Below are 20581 nucleotides of genomic sequence, written 5' to 3' on the forward strand. Positions count from 1 at the left end.
CGGCGCCCGATGAAACACATCGCCCGCAAGCGTTTCGGTCAGCATTTTCTGACCGACGCCGGCATCATCGAGCAGATCGTCGCTTCAATTGCGCCGCGCCCCGGCGACGCGCTGGTCGAAATCGGCCCCGGGCTGGCGGCCATGACCGATCCGCTGGTGGCCCGCTGTGAGCGGTTGATGGTGATCGAACTCGACCGCGATCTGGCAGCCAGATTGCGCCGCCGGCCCGAGCTCGAGGTGATCGAGGCTGACGTGTTGAAGGTCGATTTCGCGGCACTCGCGCAGCGTGCCGGCCAGCGGCTGCGTGTCGTCGGCAATCTGCCGTACAACATCTCGACGCCGATCCTGTTCCATCTGCTCGGTGCGGTCGATTCGGTCGTCGACCAGCATTTCATGCTGCAGAAGGAGGTGGTCGAGCGGATGGCTGCCGAGCCCGGCAACAAGGATTTCGGCCGGCTGTCGGTGATGCTGCAGTGGCGTTATCACATCGAACAGGTGCTCGACGTGCCGCCGGAGGCGTTCGAGCCGCCGCCGCGCGTCGATTCGGCGATCGTGCGGATGACGCCGCTGCCGGCCGACGCGGTTGCCGGCATCGATGTCGCGCTGCTCGGCGAAATCGTCGGCGTCGCGTTTTCGCAGCGCCGCAAGCTGCTGCGCCATACGCTCGGCGGCTGGATCACTGCGCGCCGGCTCGATACCGGGTTCGATCTGCAGCGGCGTGCCGAGGAAGTACCGGTCGCCGAATATCTGGCGCTGACGCGCGCCGCGGCAGCGCGCTGACGCCGGAAAAAAGCACGCGCCGCAGCGGTTTCCCGGCGGCGCGTCGCATCGTTCAGGGCGGCAACGCCGCCCGCTTCTGAGCTCAGTCGATCAGGCTGCGTTCAGCCACATCGATGTGTCGAAGGCACTGCTCATCATCGGCATGTTCATGCCGAAGTTCGAATTGGCTGCGGCTTTCGAACCCGCCTTGGCAGGCTTTGCAGCAACGTTTTGGGCCACTTCCGTCGCCCGCTCCCATGACCCTTGTTCCTGGGAGCGGGCTACTGAAAAGAATAGAAACACCTGAATGGCACCTTTCGCTCGGCCCAGAAATCGGCCGCATCACGAAAGACATCGAGCAGTTGCTCGCGCGCCTCGCGGTCGAAGCGTGCGTTGTCGGGCAACTGCTCGAGAACGACGACAAAGCCCGGCTGCTCGCCCGCCTTGTTGACCTGGTCGGTCATGCAGTCGAACAAGGCGTCGAAATTCTTGCCGAAGTGAGCCGGAAACAGGAACGACTCGGCGATGGTCTCGAGTACATCCTGCTTGGACTGGGCCGCGCCGAGATTGGCGTAGAGGAAATGCTGCTGGCCGGACTGGGCCGCCTGCTGCAGATCCTCGACGCGATAGGCGCGGATCGATTGAACGATGTTCGGACGGACTGTCTGCAAGAGCATGGTCACGTTCCTCCTTGGAGCACTGGAAAAGAGAAATCTGGGCAAACGGTCAGAGCCGCCGGACGCCAACCGGCCCTGAACCTCGAACTGGGGAAGACTTTCACTGCACGATGCGTCTGAAACTGGCGTAGTGATCGTCGGTGTAGAAGCAGGATTCGGGTTTCGAAGGAGGGTTCCCGCCGCAAACGATCCGCCTGGCTCCACGATCGCGCGACCATGGCGTGGGGACGGTGTATTCGCGGTAGTGACCACGAGGTCTCAATGGAAGGAGTCGCTCCCGGTTGCCGAAGGTCGTGCCATCCTTGCGATACGGAAACGGACCGTTGGAGCGGATCAGGCGTTCGGTGATCTGCGCTTCACGCGGCAGGTCGACGAGCCGGACCGTTTCCGATTCCGCCAGCGGACCCTTGGCCTCGACCAGGCCCGGTCCTAGCAACGACAGTGCAAGACCGGCAGCGAGGCCAGCCCTGCGCCATGCAGACAACGCAAGCGGCTGACCTGTAGCAAACACCGGGGTTTTCCCTCAATTCACAAACCCAGTATGTTACCGAATCGGCACCAAAACCTCAAGTCACGGTGCATTTGAAAGGGTTAAGAAGCGTTCAGTGAGTGATCGCACACTCGTCGCGCATCAACCCGGTTCCCACACTTCTTGCCTGCGAGCGAGTTCGCATGAGCAGCCGGTCGAACCTGGCACGCGACTGGCAGATGCGCGCGGCCTGCAATGCACCCCTGTGGTGCATACGGTCGTTTTGCCGGCGGGCTGCTGGCACGGCACGGCGCTTTGTCGATGCGCGGAACTGCGTAGCCGACCGCCAGCCCCGCGGGTTGATACTGATGGCCGTGCCAGCCCCGATCCGCCCCGCGCCTTATCCCGACGCCCCCAGCCTGCCGGCAGCGGCACCGGGCCGGCAATCCGCAACCGCCCCGGCGGCCGGTCAGACCCGGCGTCGTCCGTGGCTGTGGGTGCTGCTGGTCTGTCTGCTGCTGGTCGCGCAGACGGCGCTGGTCTGGTTGACCTTCGACTACGAGTCGAACCGCTTGCAGGAAGAAGTCGACGCGGCATCGGCGAGCATCGCCGCCGAAATCCGCCATGCGGTGTCGCACGACCTGCAGAGCCTGCAGGCACTGAGCTGGCGCGAGGACAATCCGCCGCTGCAGTGGCGCTCTGCCGGCGCGCGCCAGTTGCTGCAGGAGCGGCGTGAACTGGTTCGCATCGAGCGGCGCAATGCCGATCTGCGCGTCACCGATGCGCTCGACAGTCCCTACCATGCGCCGATCTTCGTCCGCCTGCCGCGCGCCGCGATCGAGCAGGAAACCGAGATCGCCTGCGCCGCCGCGGCCCGCACCGGCGCGCCGAGTTTTTCGCGCAGCTTCTTCGTGCCGCTGCCCGGTGACCTTGGCGTCGAGATCGTCGATGTCTGCCTGCCGGTGCAGCGCAGCGGCGAGCTGGTCGGCTACATCACCGCCAGCATGGCACTGGCAACGCTGCTCAACGAGGTCGTCAGCCCGGCGCTGTTGCAGGCCCACGAACTGAGCTTCATCAATGGCGACGGCAGCAGGCTGGCCCGCGCCGGCCGGCCGCGCGGCGCCGGCATCTATGTTTCCGAGCGGCTGATCGACCTGCCGGGGCAGACGATGCGGTTGCGGGTCGACAGCCAGTCCGGACGGCCGCAGCTGATTCCCAACCTCGCGGTGGCGCTGGTGCTCGGCCTGTCGCTGGCGCTCGGCGCCGTCGTGCTGCTGCTGGCCAGGGACATGCGGCGGCGCTCGATCGCCGAACATGCGCTGGCCGAGGCGCTGGCATTCCGCAAGGCGATGGAGGATTCGCTGCTGACCGGGCTGCGCGCGCGTGACATCGAAGGCCGCGTCACCTATGTCAACCCGGCATTCTGCGAGATGGTCGGCTTCAGCGCCGCCGAGATCATCGGCCGCGATCCGCCGCCCTACTGGCCGCCGGAAAAGGTGCCCGAATACCGCCGCCGGCTGCAGCAGCGCCAGTCGCTGCCCGACGATCCGGCGCCGCGGCGCGATCCGAGCCCGCGCGGCAACCTTCGCGAAGGATTCGAGACGACCTTCATGCGCAAGGACGGCGAACGTTTTGCGGTGCTGATCTTCGATGCGCCGCTGGTCGACGGCCACGGTCGCCAGACCGGCTGGATGAGTGCCGCGCTCGATGTCAGCGACCAGCGGCGCGTCGAGGAACTGTCGCGCCAGCAGCAGGAGCGGCTGCAGGCGACGGCGCGGCTGGCAACGGTCGGCGAGATGGCCTCGCTGCTCAGCCACGAGTTGAACCAGCCGCTGGCCGCGATCTCGAGTTATGCCGCCGGTTCGATGAACCTGCTCGGCGAAACGACGCTGGAACCGGATGCGGTGCCGATGCTGCGCCAGGCGATCGAGCGGATCGCTGCGCAGGCCGAACGCGCCGGCAAGGTGATCAAGAGCGTCCATGATTTCGTCCGTCGTCGCCAGCAGCTGCGCGAGCCGGTCCGCGTCGAGGCCTTGATCGAGGCGGTGTTGCCGTTGATGCGGCTGCAGGCGCGCAAGAGCGGCGCCCGGATCGAGGTGGCGATCAACAGCGGTCTGCCGCGTGTCGTCTGCGACCGCACGATGGTCGAGCAGGTATTGCTGAACCTGACCCGCAACGGCATCCAGGCGATGGAGGAGGCCACACCGCTCGAGCAGCGCGAATTGCTGATCAGGGTGCGCAGCAGCCACCCGCTGTGGGTTACCTTCAGCGTCATCGACCGCGGCCCCGGCATTGCGCCGGAGATTGCGCAGCGTCTGTTCACGCCGTTTTTCACGACCCGCTCCGAAGGCATGGGTCTCGGGCTGAGCCTGTGCCGCACGGTGATCGAGCAGCACGGCGGCGCGCTCGACCATGAACGCATCAGCAGCCATCGCAGCGAGGCTGGCGACGCCGGACCGGCGACCGAATTCCGCTTCACGTTGCCGGCCGAACGGGTCAGCCATCCGGCGCGGCGCGAGGAAACCGCACAATCGGCCTGACATAGCCCGGATGCAGCCGCCAAGGCTGCGATGATTGCGCCTCTGCCGATGCCGCCATGAACCCGCCTGCCGCCAGCTTCACCGCCGCCTCGTCGATTGCCCACAGCGGCTTCGGCCTGCCGATGGTTTATCTCGTCGACGACGAGGATGTCGTTCGCGATGCGCTGGCCTGGCTGCTGCGGTCGCGGCGCCTGCTCAGCGAAGGTTTTGCCAGTGCGGCTGCCTTTGAGGCGATGCTCGATGAACGGCTGGGCAGCGGCGTCGGCAGCGCCGAGCAGCCGCCCGATTGGCCGACTGCGCCGAGTTGCCTGCTGCTCGACGTGCGCATGCCCGGCACCAGCGGGCTGGTGCTGTTCGAGCGGCTGATCGAGCGCGGACTGGTCGCCGCGATGCCGGTGATCTTTCTGACCGGCCATGGCGATGTGCCGACCGCGGTCGCTGCGGTCAAGCGCGGCGCCTTCGATTTTGTCGAGAAGCCGTTTGCCGACAATGCGCTGGTCGATCGCATCGAGCAGGCGCTGCAGGCCAGCCTCGGCGCGCTGCAGCAGCGCAGCGCGCGCAGCCTGCTCGCCAGTCGCCTGGCCGAGTTGTCGGACCGCGAGCGCGACGTGATGGAGCTGGTGATCGATGGCCGGCAGAACAAGCAGATCGCCGATGCGCTGAACATCAGCGTGCGCACCGTCGAAGTCCATCGCTCACGTGTCTTCGAGAAGATGGATGTCCGCTCGGCGGTTGAACTGTCGAACCTCGTGCGCCCCCATCTGCAACAGGATGCCGATGGCCCTCGGTGAATTCGAACTGATCAGCCGCTATTTCGAGCGGCCGACACGCCGCGCGGTGCTTGGCGTCGGCGACGATTGCGCGTTGCTGGCGCCAGCGCCCGGCATGCAGCTCGCCACCTCGGTCGACATGCTGGTCGAGGGCCGGCATTTTCTGTCGACGGTACCCGCCGACCGGCTCGGACACAAGTCGCTGACGGTCAATCTGAGCGACCTCGCCGCCTGCGGCGCGAAGCCGATTGCCTTCACGCTGGCGTTGTCCCTGCCGGCTGCCGATGAAAAATTTCTCGAGGGTTTTGCCCGTGGTCTGTTTGCGCTGGCCGACCGCCATGGCTGCGAGTTGATCGGCGGCGACACGACCCGCGGGCCGCTGACGATCTGCATCGGCATCTTCGGTGAGGTGCCGCCCGGGATGGCGCTGCTGCGTTCCGGCGCGCAGGCTGGCGACCAGCTGTGGGTCAGTGGCCGGCTTGGCGATGCCCGGCTCGCGCTCGAGGTATTCCGCGGCAGCCTGCAGCTGCCGGGCGACCAGTTCGAGCAGGTCAGGCCGGCGATGGAACTGCCGCAGCCGCGGGTCGAACTCGGCATCGCATTGCGCGGCATCGCCAGCAGCGCGATCGATGTGTCCGACGGATTGCTCGGCGACCTCGGCCACATCCTGCATGCGTCGAAGGTCGGCGCGGTCGTCGAAGCCGACAGCCTGCCGGCAAGCGAAGTGCTGCAATTGCAGCCGACGGCGCTGCGGCATCTGTGCACGCTGACCGGTGGCGACGATTACGAACTGCTGTTCACCGCGCCGGCCGCGGCGGCCGAAGCGGTGCGCACGGCGGCGGCAGCGAGCGGTGTCGCGGTGACCGCGATCGGCCGCATCGAGGCCGCCAGCGGACTGCGCATCGTCGACGGCGCCGGCAAGTCCATCGACGAGCGGCATGCGTCGTTCGACCATTTCCGCAGCGGCTGACCGGAACGATCACGATGGAAAAAACGCCTCACGCCGTCATCACCGTCACCCATCCGGCGCCGCGCCGCGCCGACCTGCGCTTCATGCTCGCGCATCCGGCGCACCTGATCGCGCTCGGTTTCGGGTCCGGTCTGTCGCCGTGGGCGCCGGGCACAGTCGGCACCTTGTGGGCATGGTTGACCTTTTCGCTGCTGCGGCCCTTCCTCGACGACTTCGGCTTCGGCATGCTGATCGGCGCCAGTGCCGTCGTCGGCTGCTGGGCCAGCACCGTCACCGCACGGCACCTGGCGACCGCCGACCCGTCGGCAATCGTCGTTGACGAGGTGGTCGCGTTCTGGCTCGTATTGTGGCTGGTCACGCCGGCTGGCTGGCTTGGGCAACTGGTCACATTCGGTCTGTTCCGGTTCTTCGACGCCGCCAAACCCGGCCCGGTCGGCTGGGCAGACCGCCGGTTCAAGGGTCGGCCGGGCGAGCCGATCGGCTGGGTGCAGGGTTGCGGCGTGATGTTCGACGACTTCGTCGCCGCCGGCTGCTGCCTGCTGGTCGTCGCGTTGTGGCAATGGTGGTGATGGCCGAGCCGACCATGCCGCTGGTGCAGCGCCTGGCCGGTCTGTTGCTGGCGCGGCGGCAGCGGCTGGCCTGCGCCGAGTCGTGCACCGGCGGCCTGATTGCTGCGGCCTGCACGTCGCTGGCCGGATCGAGCGACTGGTTCGAGCGCGGCTTCGTGACCTACTCGAACCAGGCCAAAAGCGAGATGCTCGGCGTTGCGCCTGACCTGCTCGAGCAGCATGGCGCGGTCAGCGAGGCGGTTGCGCTGGCGATGGCCGACGGCGCGATCGCCCGCTCGGCGGCCGAGTGGGCGGTCGCGGTGACCGGCATTGCCGGCCCCGGCGGTGCAGTGCCCGGCAAACCGGTCGGCACCGTCTGGCTGGCGATCGCCGGCGGTGGTCGGCCAGCGACCGCGAGCCTGTTGCAGCTCGACGGCGACCGCGCAGAGGTCCGGGCGCAGACGGTGGAGGCAGCGCTGAACGCCTTGTGCCGGGCGATCGATGCGGGAGCGCCTGCGCAATGAGTGTGCTGCTGTGCGGCGATCTGCCGGCTGCTGCCGCCGCCGAATGGCTGCAGCAGCTGCGCGCGGCGGCACCCGATGAAACCTGGCTGACCGAACGCTCGCCGGCGATCGATCCGACGATCGACGTCGCGGTGGTCGCCAACCCGCCGGCCGGCGCGCTGCAGGGTCTGCCGGCGCTGCGGCTGGTGCAGTCGTTATGGGCCGGTGTCGAGGGCCTGGTCGGCGATGCCAGCCTGCCGGCCGAGGTGCCGCTGGCACGGATGGTCGATCCCTTGATGAACCAGGCGATGGCCGAGACGGCGCTGTGGGCAGTGCTCGCATTGCAGCGCGATTTTTATGTTTACGCCCGCCAGCAGCGGCAGGCAGTGTGGCAGGTTCATCCGCAGCGCCGCGCCGCCGACTGGCCGGTGCTGGTGCTCGGCCTCGGCGAGATGGGCCGCACGGTCGCGGCGCGGCTGGCCGGCAGCGCTTATCCGGTCAGCGGCTGGAGCCGCAGCCAGTCCAGCCTGGACGGTATCGACTGCCTGAGCGGCGAGGCGGGTTTGATCGCCGCGCTCGGCCGCGCCGAGGTCGTCGTCAACCTGCTGCCGCTGACCGCGGCAACGCGCGGCTTTTTCGACGCCGAGCGGCTTGCCGCGATGCGCCGCGGTGCGCACCTCGTCAACCTCGCGCGGGGCGCGCACCTGGTCGAGGCCGATGTGATTGCCGCGCTCGACAGCGGCCAGCTCGGCGAACTGGTTGTTGATGCGTTTGCGACCGAACCGCTGCCGCCATCACATGGCTTCTGGCGCCATCCGCGGGTGACCGTGCTGCCGCACATCGCCGCGCAGACTGACAAACGCAGCGCCGCGGGGGTGGTTGCCGCCAACCTGGCCCGGCTGCGCAGCGGCCAGCCGCCGCTGCACCTGGTCGACCGGCAGCGCGGTTACTGAATACTTGCCGGCGCGCTCAGCCGCCGAGCGCGAAACGTGGCGGCTGGCCCTGACCGCGCTGGGTGCTGGCGGCCGGCATCAGCTGCAGCAGCATCAGCGTCAGCCGGCGCAGTGCCGGCCAGGCATCGAGCGGCCACTGCGGGTGGCGCAGGCCTTTGACCAGCCCGTCGCAGATCTGCGCGGCGGCGACCAGTTCGGACAGCGCCGCCGCATCGAGCGCCGGCAGCGCACGCTCGTAAAGCCGCTCCTTGGCGCCCCAGACACGCGCCTCGCGCAAGGCCATCGGCAGCGGCTTGCCGTTGTCGAGCGCATCGCGGCAGCGCTTCAATGCGCGGATATCCTCGGCCAGGCTCCAGTGCACCAGCACCGCGGCCTCGCCTTCGGCCTGCAGCGCATCGAGCATGTGCAGCGCGCGGCCGACCTGACCGGCCAGCACCGATTCGCTGAATTTGCCGATGTCGTAGCGGGCGACGTCGAGCACCGCCGATGCAAACTGCTCGAAGCCGAGTTCGCCTGGCGGGTACAGCAGCCCGAGTTTCTGGATTTCCTGATGCGCGGCGAGCAGATTGCCTTCGATCTGGTCGGCAAAAAAGGCCAGTGCCCGTTCGCCATCGGCGCCAGCCTTGACCCGCTGGCCCTGGCGCGCCAGCCGCTGTGCCAGCCACGCGGGCAGGGCATGGCGCTCGATCGGATCGACGCGGATCGCGATGCCGGCGGCAACCAGCGCGCCGAACCACGCGCTTTGCTGCTGCTGCCGATCCAGCCGCGGCAGCTGCACCAGCGTCAGCACATCGGGGCCGAGGTGTTCGCAATAACGCTGCAGCGCGTCTGAGCCATCCTTGCCGGGTTTGCCGGACGGGATGCGGATCTCGACCAGCTGGCGATCGGAAAACAGGCTCATCGCCTGCGCCTGGCCGAGCAGCCCGCTCCAGTCGAAATGCGCACCGGCGACGGTATGGACCTGGCGTTCGCCGTAGCCGGCGGCCAGTGCCGCGCCGCGGATCGCGTCGCACGCCTCCTGCTGCAGCAGCGCCTCGTCACCCCAGACGGTGTAGACCGGCCGCAAACCGCGCTGCGCCGCCTGCTGCAGGTGGCCGTCGAGCTGATCCAGGCGCATCTGCATCGTCGGCAACCGGTTCAGAGGTCGTTGACCGACGCCAGCCGGCGCATCACCTGCGCAACGATATCGCTTTGCATTGCACGGAACAGCGCGGCCTCTTCCTGCTCCTTCGCCAGCGCGATCGTTTCGCTGTAGCTCATGTCGCGGCTCAGCAGCAGTTGACGCGGCGGCAGCAGCACGCGGCCCGACGGGGTGCTGAGCTGGAAGCTGAAGCGCAGCCGCAGCTGCAGCTCGCGCACCTGGCCGGCACCGCTGCTGGCGACGACACTGCGCTCGCGGGCCTCGGTCAGTGCTTCCAGCACGACATCGGCCTGGCCGAGTGTCTCGACGACCCGCGTCGTGCTGCTCGCATCGATGTTGGCGCGCAGCTCCTCGGCCAATGGCGATCGCTCGGCAAAACCGCGCAGCATCACGGTGCGGAAGCGCATCTCCGGCGCGCGCCGCAGTTGAAAGCCGCAGCCGGCGAGCGACGCGGCCAGCAGGCTGCCCAGCAGCAGTCGACGGTTGGGCCGCAGCGGCCTGCCAGCAAGTCTCATCAGACGACGACGTTGACCAGCCGGCCAGGAACGATGATCAGCTTCTTCGGACGTTTGCCTTCGGAGAACTTCGCGAAATCCGGACTTGCCAGCGCAGCCGCCTCGATCGTCGACTTGTCGGCGCCGGCGGCGACCCGGATCGCGCCGCGCAGCTTGCCGTTGACCTGCAGCATCAGCTCGACTTCGTCCTGCACCAGCGCGTTGTCGTCGACCTCCGGCCAGGCCGCGTCGAGCAGGTCACCGGCGCTGTGCACATAACCGAGTTGCTGCCACAAGGTCCAGGTGGTGTGCGGACAGGCTGGATAGAGGCAACGCAACAGGATGCCGAAGGATTCGCGCAGCACCGCAGCGGTCTGCTCGTCGGCCTCGGCCTTGAATGCCTCGAGCGCATTGAGCATCTTCATCGCGCCGGACACGACGGTGTTGTATTGCATCCGTTCGTAGTCGTAGCTGATCTGGCGCAGCACGGTGTGGATCTCGAAGCGCAGTGCACGCAGGTTCGCCGACTGGCTGGCGCTGCGCGGCAGCGTCGATTTCAGTGACGTCTCATGCTTGACCGCAAAATTCCAGACCCGGCGCAGGAAGCGATGCGCACCTTCGACGCCGGCATCGTTCCATTCCAGCGTCTGCTCCGGCGGCGATGCGAACATCACGAACAGGCGGGCGGTATCGGCGCCGAACTTGTCGATCAGCTGCTGCGGGTCGACGCCGTTGTTCTTCGACTTCGACATCGTCGTCCAGCCTTCGTAATCGACCGGCTGGCCGTCGGCGCGCAGCACCGCCGACAACACATGGGCATGTTCGTCGCGCGCGATCTCGAGATCGTGCGCCCAGTGGTAGTCCTTGCCGCCTCCGGGGTGGCTGCGCGAGAACGCCTCGTTCAGCACCATGCCCTGCGTCAGCAGACGGCTGAACGGCTCGTCGACCTGGACCAGCTTCAGGTCGCGCATCACCTTGGTCCAGAACCGCGCATACAGCAGGTGCAGGATCGCATGCTCGATGCCGCCAATGTACTGGTCGACCGGCATCCAGTAGTCGACGCGGGCATCGGTCATCGCATCGGCGCGACTGCCGGCCGTCGGCTGCGCATTGCAGTAGCGCATGAAATACCACGACGAATCGACGAAGGTGTCCATCGTGTCGGTCTCGCGCCGCGACGGCTTGCCGCAGACTGGGCATGCCGCGTGGATGAACGACTCGCACTTGTTCAGCGGGTTGCCGCTGCCGTCCGGAATCAGGTCTTCCGGCAGCACGACCGGCAGGTCCTTCTCGGGTACCGGCACCGCGCCATGCTCGTCGCAGTGGATGATCGGAATCGGCGTGCCCCAATAGCGCTGCCGGCTGATGCCCCAGTCGCGCAGCCGCCAGGTCGTCTTTTTCTCGCCGAGCCCCTTGCCGTGCAAGGCCTGCGCAATCGCATCGACCGCGTCGCGGTACGACAGGCCGCTGTAGATGTCGGAATTGATCGTGATGCCCGACTGCTTGTCGGCATACCAGTCGTGCCAGCGTTCGTAGTCGTAGTGCAGGCCGTCGATGTGGATCACCTGGGTGATCGCGATGCCGTATTTCTTCGCGAACTCGAAATCGCGTTCGTCGTGTGCCGGCACGCCCATCACCGCGCCGTCGCCATAACTCATCAGCACATAGTTGCCGACCCAGACCTCGACCTCCTCGCCGCTCAGCGGATGGGTCACGACCAGGTTGGTGCGAACGCCCTTCTTCTCCTGCGTCGCCAGCTCCGCCTCGGTGGTGCCGCCGGCCTTGCACGACTCGATGAAGGCCGCGACGTCGGGCTGCGACTGCGCCGCGTGCAGCGCCAGCGGGTGCTCGGGCGCGACGGCGCAGAAGGTCACGCCCATGATCGTGTCGGCGCGCGTCGTGAAGACATACATCCGGCCATCCTGGATCGGCTTGCCGTCGGCATCGCAGATCGAGTGCGTGAAGGCGAAACGAACGCCTTCGCTGCGGCCGATCCAGTTTTCCTGCATCAGCCGCACCCGCTCCGGCCAGCCGGGCAGATGCTGCTGCACATGCTCGAGCAGTTCCTCGGCATATTGCGTGATCTTCAGGTAATAGCCGGGGATCTCGCGTTTCTCGATCTCGGCGCCGCTGCGCCAGCCGCGGCCGTCGATCACCTGTTCATTGGCCAGCACGGTCTGGTCGACCGGGTCCCAGTTGACGACCTGCGTGCGGCGTTCGGCAATGCCGGCGTCGAGCATCTTCAGGAACAGCCACTGGTTCCAGCGGTAGTAGTCGGGCGAGCAGGTCGCGATCTCGCGGCTCCAGTCGATCGCCAGGCCCATTGCCTGCATCTGCGACTTCATGTGCGCGATGTTGTCGTAGGTCCACTTCGCCGGCGGCACCTTGTTTTTCATTGCCGCGTTTTCGGCCGGCAGACCGAAGGCATCCCAGCCCATCGGCATCAGCACGTTGCGGCCCTTCATCCGCAACTGGCGCGTCAACATGTCGTTGATCGTGTAGTTGCGCACATGGCCCATGTGCAGCTTGCCACTCGGATACGGCAGCATCGAGCAGGCGTAGAACTTGGACTTGGGCTTGCCGCTGTGATCGATCGCGTCTTCCGATACCCGGTAGGCATCGGCAGCGGACCACGCGGACTGGGCCGCGCGCTCGATCTCGGTCGGTTTGAATTCTGGGCTCATGGGGTGGCGCCGGCGTGCGGGCTGGAAGAGGGCGGATTATAGAAACCGGGCGGCCCGGCCGCAGGCTGCAGCTGCGTCGTCAGTCGGCCGCGGCAGCGGCGGCCGGTTCGGCGACCAGCGCAATCCGCGACAGGCCGCCGAGCTGCACCTCGCCGATCAGCGCCGCCACCTGGCCATAAGGCGCGGTCTTGTCGGCGCGAAGCTGCACCTCGGTCTGCGGATCCTGGCTGGCGATTTCGGCGATCCGTGCCCGCAGCGCCGGCGCATCGACCGCTTCATCGCCGAGAAACCACTTGCCGCTGTCGTCGATCGCGACGCTGATGAACCGCGGCACCTCAGTGGGCGATGCGCCTTCGCTGCTCGGCAAATCGAGCTTCAGGCTCGATGCCATCAGCGGCGCGGTGATCATGAAGATCACCAGCAGCACCAGCATCACGTCGATCAACGGCGTCATGTTGATGTCGCTCATCGGCCCCGGCAGGTTGCGGCGTTCGAGGCGACCGAATGGCATGGGGAGGCGCGCGGTGCTTCAGCGCAGGTCGCCGGCCGGCGGCGTTGCCGCGGTATCCAGCCGCATCTCGCGCAGGTCGAAGGCAAAACCTTCGAGTTCGGCCTCGCAGGCATTGACCCGCTTGCCGAAGATGTTGTACGCGAGCACCGCCGGAATCGCCACCGCGAGGCCGGCTGCCGTCATCACCAACGCCTCGCCGACCGGGCCGGCGATGCGTTCGACGGTGATGCCGCCGGCCGCCGAGATCGTCAGCAGCGCGTGATAAATCCCCCAGACGGTGCCGAACAGGCCGATGAACGGCGCGGTGCTGCCGATCGATGCGAGCAGCACCTGGCCATATTGCAGCTGTGCGAGCACATCGTGCAGGCTATCGCGAAGTCGGCGCGTCAGCTGCGATGCGAGTTGCCCATGGGCTTCGAGCGTCGACCCGGCGGCCTGCACGGTCGCCGCATCGAGCAACGGCAGCAACACCTGCTGGCGGTCGAAGGCGACCAGCTGCGCGCGTGCCGAATCGAGATCGCTGGCCGCCCAGAAGGCCGGCACGGCCCGGCCGATATCGCTTCTCACGCGGCGCAGCAGCCACGATTTCCAGAAGATCAGCACCCAGGCGCTGATCGACATCAGCAGCAGCAGCAGCGCCACCGCGCGCGTGACGCCGTCGCCCTGCTCCCAGATCAGCTGCAGGCCGTCCATCGTCGAGACCTGTCCGGCGCGCGGCTCAGCCGAGGTCGAGCACGGCGTTCATGTCGAACAGGCCCTGCCGCTTGCCGGCCAGGAAGCGCGCCGCCCGCAGGCTGCCCTGCGCATAGGTGCTGCGGCTCGAGCTCTTGTGCGTGATCTCGATGCGTTCGCCGGTGCCGGCAAACAGCACCGTGTGGTCGCCGACGATGTCGCCGCCGCGGATCGTCGAAAAACCGATCGTCGACGGCTCGCGTTCGCCGGTCACGCCGTGGCGCGCGAACACGCCGCAGTCGTCGAGATCGCGGCCGAGCGCCTTTGCAACGACTTCGCCCATCTGCAGCGCGGTGCCGCTCGGCGCGTCGACCTTGTGCCGGTGATGCGCCTCGATCACCTCGATGTCGTAGCCGCGGTCGAGGGCGCGGGCCGCCATCTCGAGCAGCTTCAGCACGACGTTGATGCCCACGCTCATGTTCGGCGCCATCACGATCGCCAGATGATCGGCATGGCCGGCGATCTCCGCCTTCTGCTCGGCACTGAAGCCGGTCGTGCCGATCACCGCCTTCACGCCGTGGCGGCGGCAGGCCGCGAGGTGCGCCAGCGTGCCTTCGGGCCGCGTGAAATCGATCAGCACGTCGGCGCCTTGCAGCGCAGCGTCGAGATCGGAGGTGATCGTCACGCCGAGGCGCTTGCCGAGAAAGGCGCCGGCATCGTCGCCGATCGCCGCGCTGCCGGCGACGTCGAGCGCGCCGGCCAAGGTCATGTCATCGGCCTGCTCGACCGCTTCGATCAGCATCCGGCCCATCCGCCCGGACGCGCCGGCCACCGCGATGCGCAGCGACTCGGCGCGCTCGATTGCGGCCCGCGTCGATGCCTCGGCTTCGGCCTCCGCACTGGCGGCGGACTGTGGCTGATCGGTGGCGGTGCTGTTCGTCATCGGATCACTGCGGCTCGAGCGGCGGATAGCTGCGGTTCGGCTCGGTGGTCGGTTGTGCCGTTGCCCCCGGCGCCGCTGCCGCCGGTTTCGGCGCCGGCAGCCGCTTCAGCTGCTCCTCGCTCAGCACCAGCGGCGGCGCCTTGGCCGCCTTCTTGGTATCGATCGACGCGACGAATTCGCGTTCGGCGGGCAGTTCCGGAGCCTCGATCGATTTCAGCGCATCGCCTTCGAAATGAACCGTCACCTGGCGGCGCTGCGGCGCGGCGCCCTGGCGCCGGATCGTGAAGATGTAGTCCCAGCGGTCGGTGTGGAAGACGTCGGTCAGCAGCGGCGAGCCGAGGATGTCGCGGACCTGCGACCGGGTCAGCCCCGGCTTGATCATCGCCACCTGCTCCTTCGTGATCACGTTGCCCTGCACGACCTCGACCTTGTACGGCGTCACGAGGCCGAGCAGCTTGTCCTTGCTCGCGAACGACGAGCAGCCGCCAAGCACCAGCAAGGCCGCGATGATGGCAGCGGCCCGGGCGGCCGATACAGGGGGGCGCTGGCTGAGGGAGTCGGTCATGGCACGTGTGCAGAGGAAAGGCATGGTGCGGACATGGCCTGCCTCACGGCGGCCTTGCCAGCCAGATATCATCATCGATTCTAGCGGGCGAGGGCAGGCGTCATTCTCCGGCAGCACGGGCGGCCGAGGCGCCACCGGCACGGACCTTGCCGCGCGTCAACGGGCAGCAGGTGAGCCACCATGAACAACCATGCCGACGAATTGAAAAGCAGCGGGCTCAAAGCCACGCTGCCGCGGATCAAGATCCTCGAGGTTTTCCAGCGCAGTGCGGTGCGTCACCTGACTGCCGAAGATGTCTACAAGATGCTGCTGACCGAAGGCGCCGATGTCGGGCTCGCGACCGTCTACCGGGTGCTGATGCAGTTCGAGCAGGCGGGCATCCTGACACGCAACCATTTCGAGACCGGCAAGGCGGTGTTCGAACTGAACGAAGGCAAACACCACGACCACCTGGTCTGCATGGATTGTGGCCGGGTCGAGGAGTTTTTTGATCCGGAGATCGAAAAGCGGCAGAAGGCGATTGCCCTCTCGCGCGGCTTCGAATTGCAGGACCACGCGCTGGCGCTGTACGCGGCGTGCACGAAGAAGGATTGCGAGTACCGCGGGAAATAAGGCCCACCCCCGTTGCGCCTTCGGCGCTCCCCCTCAAGGGGGCGCAACCGGAGGACCGGCAAAGCCGGATCCTCGGTTGCCCGCTTGATGAAACCGAGTGTTGCTCTGTGGGGCGGATCTCGCCGGCAGGGTGCCAGCACGGCGGTTGACGGGTTGACGTAGGCTATTTCGCCGGATCGTTGCGCGCCATCGCCTGCTGGTGGCGGGTGATGAATTCCTGGTAGGTGTCGATGCCGCGCAGCTGCAGGATGGTGTTGCGCACCGCCGCCTCGACCAGCACCGCGAGGTTGCGGCCGGCGTCGACGGCGATCACCGCCTTGCGGACCGGCACATCGAGGATGTCTTCGTACAGCGGTTCGTACGGCAGGCGCTCGAAATCGCGTTCCATCGTCTCCTTGCGCACCAGGTGGACGATCAGCTTCAGCCGCATCTTCCGCCGCACCGCGGTCTCGCCGAAAATCGCCTTGATGTCGAGCAGACCGATGCCGCGCACTTCGAGCAGGTTCATCAGCAGTTCGGGGCAACGCCCTTCGAGCGACTGTTGCGAGACCCGGTACAGGTCGACCGCATCGTCGGCGACCAGGCCATGGCCGCGCGAGATCAGTTCGAGGCCGAGTTCGCTTTTGCCGAGACCCGATTCACCGGTCACCAGCACGCCGAGGCCGAGGATGTCCATGAATACGCCATGGCGCGTCGTGCGCTCGGCAAAATGCTGCGCGAGGTGGCTGCGCACGACGTCGATCACCTGGCCGGCCGACTCGGAGGTCACGAACAGCGGGATCTCGGCGCGATCGCACAAGGCAACCAGGCGCTCCGGCGGCTGCTGGTCATCGGCGACGATGACCACCGGCGGCTCGAGCGTGACGATGCGCTGGATCCGCCGCTCCTGGTCCTCAGGCTCGCTGATGCTCAGATAGGCGACCTCGCGTCGGCCGACGATCTGCACCCGGTACGGATGGATGTAATTGAGGTAGCCGACCAGGTCGGCGGCCGACTGCGCATTGCGCACCGCGGCTTCGTCGAAGTGGCGTTCCGGGTGCGCATGGCCGGCAATCCACTGCCAGTGCAGGGTTGCACTGTGGGCTTCGAACAGCGCCTCGGCGCTGATGACGGTCGGTTTCAACGGCTGCTGCGGTCGGCTTCGATAACGGGATTATCAGCGCCCGGCAGCAGGCCAGTCAGGCCACTGACTTCAGTGGCTCCCAGTTGGAGATCAGTTCGTGAACCTTGGCCGCCGTGTCTTCGCTTTTCAGACGCTCGCGCAGTTCGCGGTCGCTGAGCATCTCGGCAATCTCGGACAGGATCTCGAGGTGGCGCTGGGTGGCCGCTTCCGGAACCAGCAGGAAGATCAGCAGGCTGACCGCCTCGTCGTCGGGCGCATCGAACGGAATCGGATGCTGCACGCGCAACACTGCGGCGAGCGGGTTTTTCAGCCCCTTGATTCGCCCGTGGGGGATCGCAACGGCATGACCAAGACCGGTCGAGCCGAGCCGCTCGCGGGCAAACAGGTTGTCGGTGACGGTTGCTCTGGCGATCGAGTGCTGGTTCTCGAACAACAGGCCGGCATGTTCGAATGCTCGCTTCTTGCTCGTGGCGTCGACATCCACGAGCACATTGCTGGCGGGCAGGATGGCAGCGAGACGGTTCATGTACAGATAGCGGTGGCAGACGCCCAGGCGTTGACAGGACCGCTGGAAATGCCCGTAGGGCGGTTTGTAAAAGTCGTGACCCGAACCCGGATCACGGCGACTTGGGGGGCGGATTTTGCACCTGCTATTGCGCGGCAGCAAGTTGCGTTGCGTGAAACCCTGCTCGGGTGCGTATTCCTGCGCACGATTGTTGCGGGGTCAGCGAAGCGGGGAGAGGGATGCAAGACGGATTCGGGGGCCGGCCGGACCGCACGGGTCCGGCGGCGGTGCGTCATCAAGCGGCGCTGGCGTCGATCCGCTTGACCGAGGTGTGATGGTGATCCTGCAGCTTGTCCTTGTGACGGACGACCTGGCGGTCCAGCTTGTCCATCAGCTGGTCGATGGCCGCATACAAATCCTCGTGTGCCTGTTCGGCAAAGATGTCCTTGCCCTTGACGTGGATGGTTACTTCGGCCTTCTGCCGGCGTTCCTTCTCCTTCAGCTTCTCGACTGACAACAAGACGTTGATGTCCACGACCTGATCGAAATGGCGGGTGATTCGCTCCAGTTTGGTTAGTACGTACTCACGAAGCGCAGGCGTTACGTCAAGGTGATGCCCGCTGATCGTCAAGTTCATGGAGACTCCTTTCTCGTGGGGTGGGGGGGCGGCGCCGGGCCGCGGCGGGTGGAGCCGATCGAAAGAACGCGGCCGCCAGGAGCCGCCGGACGTCGGGAGGAGCCGACCATCGTGCAAATCAGTGTGCACCGATTGCCTTGGTGTGACAAGCGGAGCAAGCCGAAGTTCCGGCGCCATTTCGGGCCCCCGAAAACGCCGTTGGGCCGATGTGATAATCCGCCGGTGGACCTTTTCTGGTGCCTGTATCCGGAGCGCCTCGAACCGGCCCGCGGCCTGCACGGCAGCGCCGCCCTGCTGGAGTTTGCATGCTGAACATCTTCTCACTGGCCAATGGACGGCTGTTCCAGGAAGAGATCGATGGCCCGGAGTTCGTCACCGCATCGAAGCCGGTCTGGGTCGATCTGGAATTGCCCACCGCCGACGAAAAGGACTGGGTCACCCGGCGCTTCGGATTGACGATCCCGGCCGATGCGGTCGATGACGACCTCGAGGAATCGGCGCGGTTCTACGAGGAAGACAACGGCGAGCTGCACATCCGCAGCGACTTCCTGATCGACGACGACCGCACGCCGCGCAATGTGCGGGTCGCCTTCATCCTGCACGACAACATCCTGTTCTCGATCCACGGCGAGGACCTGCCGGTATTCCGTCTGCTGCGGCTGCGCGCCCGGCGCACGCCGGCGATGATCGAGGATGCGAAGGACTTGCTGCTGAAACTGTACGACGCCGATGCCGAATATTCGGCCGACGCGCTCGAAGGCATCTACGTCAGCCTCGAGAAGGTCAGCGCGCAGGTGCTGAAGAAGGAAATCACCGATACCGATGCAGCGGCGGTGCTGGCCGAGATCGCCCGCGAGGAAGACCTGAACGGCCGGATCCGGCGCAACGTGATGGATACCCGCCGCGCGCTCAGCTTCATGATGCGCTCGCGCATGCTCAATGCCGAGCAGTTCGAGGAATCACGGCAGATCCTGCGCGATATCGATTCGCTCGACAGCCACACCGCATTCCTGTTCGACAAGATCAACTTCCTGATGGATGCGACGGTCGGTTTCATCAACATCAACCAGAACAAGATCATCAAGCTGTTTTCGGTCGCCAGCGTCGCGCTGCTGCCGCCGACGCTGATCGCCAGCGTCTACGGCATGAATTTCCAGGCCATGCCCGAACTGCAATGGCGCTATGGTTATCCGTTCGCGATTTCGCTGATGGTCGCCAGCATCGCCGGCCCGTTCTGGTATTTCCGCCGCAAGGGCTGGTTGTGATTCAGGCCGACGCGCGGCGCCTGAGCCAGCGCATCAGGCTGCCGAGCAGCGGGATCTTTTCGTACAGCTCTTCGGCCGCATCCCAGTAGTCGCGGTGCACCGTGATCAGGCCACTGGCATCCAGGCGCAGGTGGCTGGCGCCGCGGATCGTCTGCGGTGTGTTGCCGAGACGGCGCAGCCGGAATTCGAAATCCCAGCCGATAAAGCATTGGTCGCGCTGCACGATCACGTCGTTGATGACGAAGCGCGGCTGTTCGAGCGTCTCGAACATGTGCCGGTAGACCGCGGTGATCGCATCGATGCCGGTTACATCGTTGAACGGATCCTTGAACCGTGCGTCGGTTGCGTAGTACCGATCGATCAACCTCAGGTCGGCGGCGCTGAACTGCTCGAACCACGCGACGATCGCGGCAACACGGGGGTCGGCGATGTCGCGCGGCGTCGCGTCAGCCGCCCGGTTCACAGCTTCGTCGCGCGGCGCACCGCGCGGAAATAGAGGCCGTCGCTGAGGTGGCGCAAGGCTTGCAGCCAGAGCGTGAAACGTTTCGGAAAATGGATCTCGAAGCGGCCGGCCGCCCAGCCGTCGAGGATCTCGGTGGCGGCACGATCGGCGGTGATCAAGGCGGGCATCTTGAAGTCGTTCTGCTCGGTCAGCGGCGTCTCGACAAAACCCGGGTTGATCAGCGAGACGCCGATCCCGAGCGGCTTCAGGTCCATGTACAGCGTCTCCGCCAGATTGATCAGCGCCGCCTTGGTCGGCCCATAGGCCAGGCCCTGCGGCAGCCCGCGATAACCGGCGACGCTCGAGACCAGGCTCAGGTGGCCGCCACGCTGGCGCCGCAGCACCGGCAGGATCACATCGAGCATGTGCAGCGCGCCTCGGTAGTTGACATCGTCGTGGCGCAATGCGGTCGCAAGGTCGAACTCGACCGCGCGCATCGCCTTGTAATAGCCGGCGCAATAAATCGCCAGGTCGATGCGGCCGAAGCGGCCGAGGATCTGCCGCACCGCCTGCTTCATCGCCGCGTGGTCGGTGACGTCGACCGCCACCCCGAAGCTGCCGGCAAACTGCTGTTCGAAAGCGCGCAGCCCGGCCGCATTGCGTGCCGAAACAACGACCTTCGCACCTTGGGCGTGCAGGCGCTCGGCGGTTGCGCGGCCGATGCCGCTGGACGCGCCGACCAGCCAGACGACCTTGCCGGACCAGTTGGTGATCGGTGGATTCAATGACATGCGGCAG

The 20581-nt window shown here is 66.5% G+C and carries 24 protein-coding genes; 9 read left to right on the forward strand and 15 right to left on the reverse strand.

From position 1 onward, the window contains the following. The first annotated feature begins 9 nt into the window (after positions 1-9). Entirely contained in the window at positions 10-780 is a 771-nt protein-coding gene (gene rsmA / locus ACNH6H_RS12940; protein WP_418318205.1) for a 16S rRNA (adenine(1518)-N(6)/adenine(1519)-N(6))-dimethyltransferase RsmA, read from the forward strand. Between the two features lie 90 nt (positions 781-870). Here the strand turns inward: rsmA and ACNH6H_RS12945 are convergent, their stop codons facing one another. The 3 genes from ACNH6H_RS12945 to ACNH6H_RS12955 all read right to left on the reverse strand — a co-directional run bounded on the left by ACNH6H_RS12945 (position 871) and on the right by ACNH6H_RS12955 (position 1947). Continuing rightward, positions 871-1062 carry a hypothetical protein gene (locus ACNH6H_RS12945; RefSeq protein WP_418318206.1) on the reverse strand — a complete coding sequence of 64 codons (192 nt, stop codon included), beginning with the start codon at positions 1060-1062 and terminating at the stop codon, positions 871-873. Next, complete coding sequence (locus ACNH6H_RS12950; RefSeq protein ID WP_418318207.1) at positions 1041-1436, reverse strand: barstar family protein; 396 nt, start codon at positions 1434-1436, stop codon at positions 1041-1043. The genes ACNH6H_RS12945 and ACNH6H_RS12950 overlap by 22 nt, the downstream gene beginning before the upstream one ends. A gap of 100 nt (positions 1437-1536) precedes the next feature. Next, on the reverse strand, positions 1537-1947 hold the full coding sequence (locus ACNH6H_RS12955; RefSeq protein ID WP_418318208.1) for a ribonuclease domain-containing protein: 411 nt from the start codon (positions 1945-1947) through the stop codon (positions 1537-1539). A 326-nt stretch (positions 1948-2273) separates the two neighbouring features. Between ACNH6H_RS12955 and ACNH6H_RS12960 the strand changes: the two genes are divergently transcribed. The 6 genes from ACNH6H_RS12960 (at position 2274) to ACNH6H_RS12985 (ending at position 8189) form a co-directional block, all read left to right on the forward strand. Then, positions 2274-4445, forward strand: coding sequence for a sensor histidine kinase (locus tag ACNH6H_RS12960; protein ID WP_418318210.1), 2172 nt, complete (start codon positions 2274-2276; stop codon positions 4443-4445). Between the two features lie 122 nt (positions 4446-4567). Beyond that, positions 4568-5236 (forward strand): response regulator transcription factor, encoded by a 669-nt coding sequence (locus ACNH6H_RS12965; RefSeq protein ID WP_418321301.1) that lies wholly within the window; start codon positions 4568-4570, stop codon positions 5234-5236. Continuing rightward, on the forward strand, positions 5223-6185 hold the full coding sequence (thiL, locus tag ACNH6H_RS12970) for a thiamine-phosphate kinase (RefSeq protein WP_418318212.1): 963 nt from the start codon (positions 5223-5225) through the stop codon (positions 6183-6185). Before ACNH6H_RS12965 ends, thiL begins: the two co-directional genes overlap by 14 nt. Before the next feature lie 14 nt (positions 6186-6199). Beyond that, positions 6200-6754, forward strand: a complete 555-nt coding sequence (locus ACNH6H_RS12975) for a phosphatidylglycerophosphatase A (RefSeq protein ID WP_418318213.1) — start codon at positions 6200-6202, stop codon at positions 6752-6754. Further along, positions 6754-7257, forward strand: a complete 504-nt coding sequence (locus ACNH6H_RS12980) for a CinA family protein (protein WP_418318214.1) — start codon at positions 6754-6756, stop codon at positions 7255-7257. Before ACNH6H_RS12975 ends, ACNH6H_RS12980 begins: the two co-directional genes overlap by 1 nt. After that, the gene (locus ACNH6H_RS12985; protein ID WP_418318215.1) at positions 7254-8189 is read left to right on the forward strand and encodes a 2-hydroxyacid dehydrogenase; all 936 of its coding nucleotides are present in this window, start codon (positions 7254-7256) and stop codon (positions 8187-8189) included. Before ACNH6H_RS12980 ends, ACNH6H_RS12985 begins: the two co-directional genes overlap by 4 nt. A 16-nt stretch (positions 8190-8205) precedes the next feature. Here ACNH6H_RS12985 and holA read toward each other — a convergent pair whose 3' ends face one another. From holA to ACNH6H_RS13020, 7 genes are all read right to left on the reverse strand, one after another. Then, on the reverse strand, positions 8206-9312 hold the full coding sequence (gene holA, locus ACNH6H_RS12990; protein WP_418318217.1) for a DNA polymerase III subunit delta: 1107 nt from the start codon (positions 9310-9312) through the stop codon (positions 8206-8208). Positions 9313-9326: 14 nt separating this feature from the next. Then, positions 9327-9845 (reverse strand): LPS assembly lipoprotein LptE, encoded by a 519-nt coding sequence (gene lptE / locus ACNH6H_RS12995; protein ID WP_418318218.1) that lies wholly within the window; start codon positions 9843-9845, stop codon positions 9327-9329. Continuing rightward, positions 9845-12508: a leucine--tRNA ligase gene (gene leuS, locus ACNH6H_RS13000; RefSeq protein WP_418318219.1), complete on the reverse strand. Its 2664-nt coding sequence runs from the start codon at positions 12506-12508 to the stop codon at positions 9845-9847. Before leuS ends, lptE begins: the two co-directional genes overlap by 1 nt. A gap of 79 nt (positions 12509-12587) precedes the next feature. Then, positions 12588-13019 (reverse strand): ExbD/TolR family protein, encoded by a 432-nt coding sequence (locus tag ACNH6H_RS13005; protein WP_418318221.1) that lies wholly within the window; start codon positions 13017-13019, stop codon positions 12588-12590. 18 nt (positions 13020-13037) lie between these two features. Then, positions 13038-13712 carry a MotA/TolQ/ExbB proton channel family protein gene (locus tag ACNH6H_RS13010; RefSeq protein ID WP_418318222.1) on the reverse strand — a complete coding sequence of 225 codons (675 nt, stop codon included), beginning with the start codon at positions 13710-13712 and terminating at the stop codon, positions 13038-13040. Positions 13713-13737: 25 nt separating this feature from the next. After that, positions 13738-14634, reverse strand: coding sequence for a 4-hydroxy-tetrahydrodipicolinate reductase (gene dapB, locus ACNH6H_RS13015; RefSeq protein WP_418318223.1), 897 nt, complete (start codon positions 14632-14634; stop codon positions 13738-13740). Between the two features lie 4 nt (positions 14635-14638). After that, entirely contained in the window at positions 14639-15199 is a 561-nt protein-coding gene (locus tag ACNH6H_RS13020; protein WP_418318224.1) for an outer membrane protein assembly factor BamE, read from the reverse strand. Between the two features lie 180 nt (positions 15200-15379). Between ACNH6H_RS13020 and fur the strand changes: the two genes are divergently transcribed. Further along, positions 15380-15811, forward strand: a complete 432-nt coding sequence (gene fur / locus ACNH6H_RS13025; RefSeq protein WP_418318225.1) for a ferric iron uptake transcriptional regulator — start codon at positions 15380-15382, stop codon at positions 15809-15811. 163 nt (positions 15812-15974) lie between these two features. Here fur and hprK read toward each other — a convergent pair whose 3' ends face one another. The 3 genes from hprK to hpf all read right to left on the reverse strand — a co-directional run bounded on the left by hprK (position 15975) and on the right by hpf (position 18076). Further along, complete coding sequence (gene hprK, locus ACNH6H_RS13030; protein ID WP_418318227.1) at positions 15975-16934, reverse strand: HPr(Ser) kinase/phosphatase; 960 nt, start codon at positions 16932-16934, stop codon at positions 15975-15977. A gap of 55 nt (positions 16935-16989) precedes the next feature. Then, on the reverse strand, positions 16990-17460 hold the full coding sequence (locus tag ACNH6H_RS13035; RefSeq protein ID WP_418321303.1) for a PTS sugar transporter subunit IIA: 471 nt from the start codon (positions 17458-17460) through the stop codon (positions 16990-16992). Positions 17461-17734: 274 nt separating this feature from the next. Beyond that, entirely contained in the window at positions 17735-18076 is a 342-nt protein-coding gene (hpf, locus tag ACNH6H_RS13040; protein ID WP_418318228.1) for a ribosome hibernation-promoting factor, HPF/YfiA family, read from the reverse strand. A gap of 305 nt (positions 18077-18381) precedes the next feature. Here hpf and corA point away from each other — a divergent pair, with 305 nt between their 5' ends. Next, positions 18382-19341: a magnesium/cobalt transporter CorA gene (corA, locus tag ACNH6H_RS13045; RefSeq protein ID WP_418318229.1), complete on the forward strand. Its 960-nt coding sequence runs from the start codon at positions 18382-18384 to the stop codon at positions 19339-19341. A gap of 1 nt (position 19342) precedes the next feature. Here corA and ACNH6H_RS13050 read toward each other — a convergent pair whose 3' ends face one another. Further along, positions 19343-19804: a nuclear transport factor 2 family protein gene (locus tag ACNH6H_RS13050; RefSeq protein ID WP_418318231.1), complete on the reverse strand. Its 462-nt coding sequence runs from the start codon at positions 19802-19804 to the stop codon at positions 19343-19345. Further along, positions 19801-20574 carry an SDR family NAD(P)-dependent oxidoreductase gene (locus ACNH6H_RS13055; protein ID WP_418318233.1) on the reverse strand — a complete coding sequence of 258 codons (774 nt, stop codon included), beginning with the start codon at positions 20572-20574 and terminating at the stop codon, positions 19801-19803. Before ACNH6H_RS13055 ends, ACNH6H_RS13050 begins: the two co-directional genes overlap by 4 nt. Positions 20575-20581 lie beyond the last annotated feature (7 nt).

It is taken from the genome of Pseudideonella sakaiensis (assembly GCF_048320135.1).
GTDB classification, from domain to species: Bacteria; Pseudomonadota; Gammaproteobacteria; order Burkholderiales; family Burkholderiaceae_C; genus Ideonella_A; species Ideonella_A sakaiensis_A.

What these genes read in the sequence shown, in the direction of transcription:
- rsmA (WP_418318205.1), top strand. Translation starts at nt 10, where the DNA reads ATGAAACACATCGCCCGCAAGCGTTTCGGTCAGCATTTTCTGACCGAC.
- ACNH6H_RS12950 (WP_418318207.1), bottom strand. Translation starts at nt 1,436, where the DNA reads ATGCTCTTGCAGACAGTCCGTCCGAACATCGTTCAATCGATCCGCGCC.
- ACNH6H_RS12960 (WP_418318210.1), top strand. Translation starts at nt 2,274, where the DNA reads ATGGCCGTGCCAGCCCCGATCCGCCCCGCGCCTTATCCCGACGCCCCC.
- ACNH6H_RS12965 (WP_418321301.1), top strand. Translation starts at nt 4,568, where the DNA reads ATGGTTTATCTCGTCGACGACGAGGATGTCGTTCGCGATGCGCTGGCC.
- thiL (WP_418318212.1), top strand. Translation starts at nt 5,223, where the DNA reads ATGGCCCTCGGTGAATTCGAACTGATCAGCCGCTATTTCGAGCGGCCG.
- ACNH6H_RS12975 (WP_418318213.1), top strand. Translation starts at nt 6,200, where the DNA reads ATGGAAAAAACGCCTCACGCCGTCATCACCGTCACCCATCCGGCGCCG.
- ACNH6H_RS12980 (WP_418318214.1), top strand. Translation starts at nt 6,754, where the DNA reads ATGGCCGAGCCGACCATGCCGCTGGTGCAGCGCCTGGCCGGTCTGTTG.
- ACNH6H_RS12985 (WP_418318215.1), top strand. Translation starts at nt 7,254, where the DNA reads ATGAGTGTGCTGCTGTGCGGCGATCTGCCGGCTGCTGCCGCCGCCGAA.
- holA (WP_418318217.1), bottom strand. Translation starts at nt 9,312, where the DNA reads ATGCAGATGCGCCTGGATCAGCTCGACGGCCACCTGCAGCAGGCGGCG.
- lptE (WP_418318218.1), bottom strand. Translation starts at nt 9,845, where the DNA reads ATGAGACTTGCTGGCAGGCCGCTGCGGCCCAACCGTCGACTGCTGCTG.
- leuS (WP_418318219.1), bottom strand. Translation starts at nt 12,508, where the DNA reads ATGAGCCCAGAATTCAAACCGACCGAGATCGAGCGCGCGGCCCAGTCC.
- ACNH6H_RS13005 (WP_418318221.1), bottom strand. Translation starts at nt 13,019, where the DNA reads ATGCCATTCGGTCGCCTCGAACGCCGCAACCTGCCGGGGCCGATGAGC.
- ACNH6H_RS13010 (WP_418318222.1), bottom strand. Translation starts at nt 13,712, where the DNA reads ATGGACGGCCTGCAGCTGATCTGGGAGCAGGGCGACGGCGTCACGCGC.
- dapB (WP_418318223.1), bottom strand. Translation starts at nt 14,634, where the DNA reads ATGACGAACAGCACCGCCACCGATCAGCCACAGTCCGCCGCCAGTGCG.
- ACNH6H_RS13020 (WP_418318224.1), bottom strand. Translation starts at nt 15,199, where the DNA reads ATGACCGACTCCCTCAGCCAGCGCCCCCCTGTATCGGCCGCCCGGGCC.
- fur (WP_418318225.1), top strand. Translation starts at nt 15,380, where the DNA reads ATGAACAACCATGCCGACGAATTGAAAAGCAGCGGGCTCAAAGCCACG.
- ACNH6H_RS13035 (WP_418321303.1), bottom strand. Translation starts at nt 17,460, where the DNA reads ATGAACCGTCTCGCTGCCATCCTGCCCGCCAGCAATGTGCTCGTGGAT.
- hpf (WP_418318228.1), bottom strand. Translation starts at nt 18,076, where the DNA reads ATGAACTTGACGATCAGCGGGCATCACCTTGACGTAACGCCTGCGCTT.
- corA (WP_418318229.1), top strand. Translation starts at nt 18,382, where the DNA reads ATGCTGAACATCTTCTCACTGGCCAATGGACGGCTGTTCCAGGAAGAG.
- ACNH6H_RS13055 (WP_418318233.1), bottom strand. Translation starts at nt 20,574, where the DNA reads ATGTCATTGAATCCACCGATCACCAACTGGTCCGGCAAGGTCGTCTGG.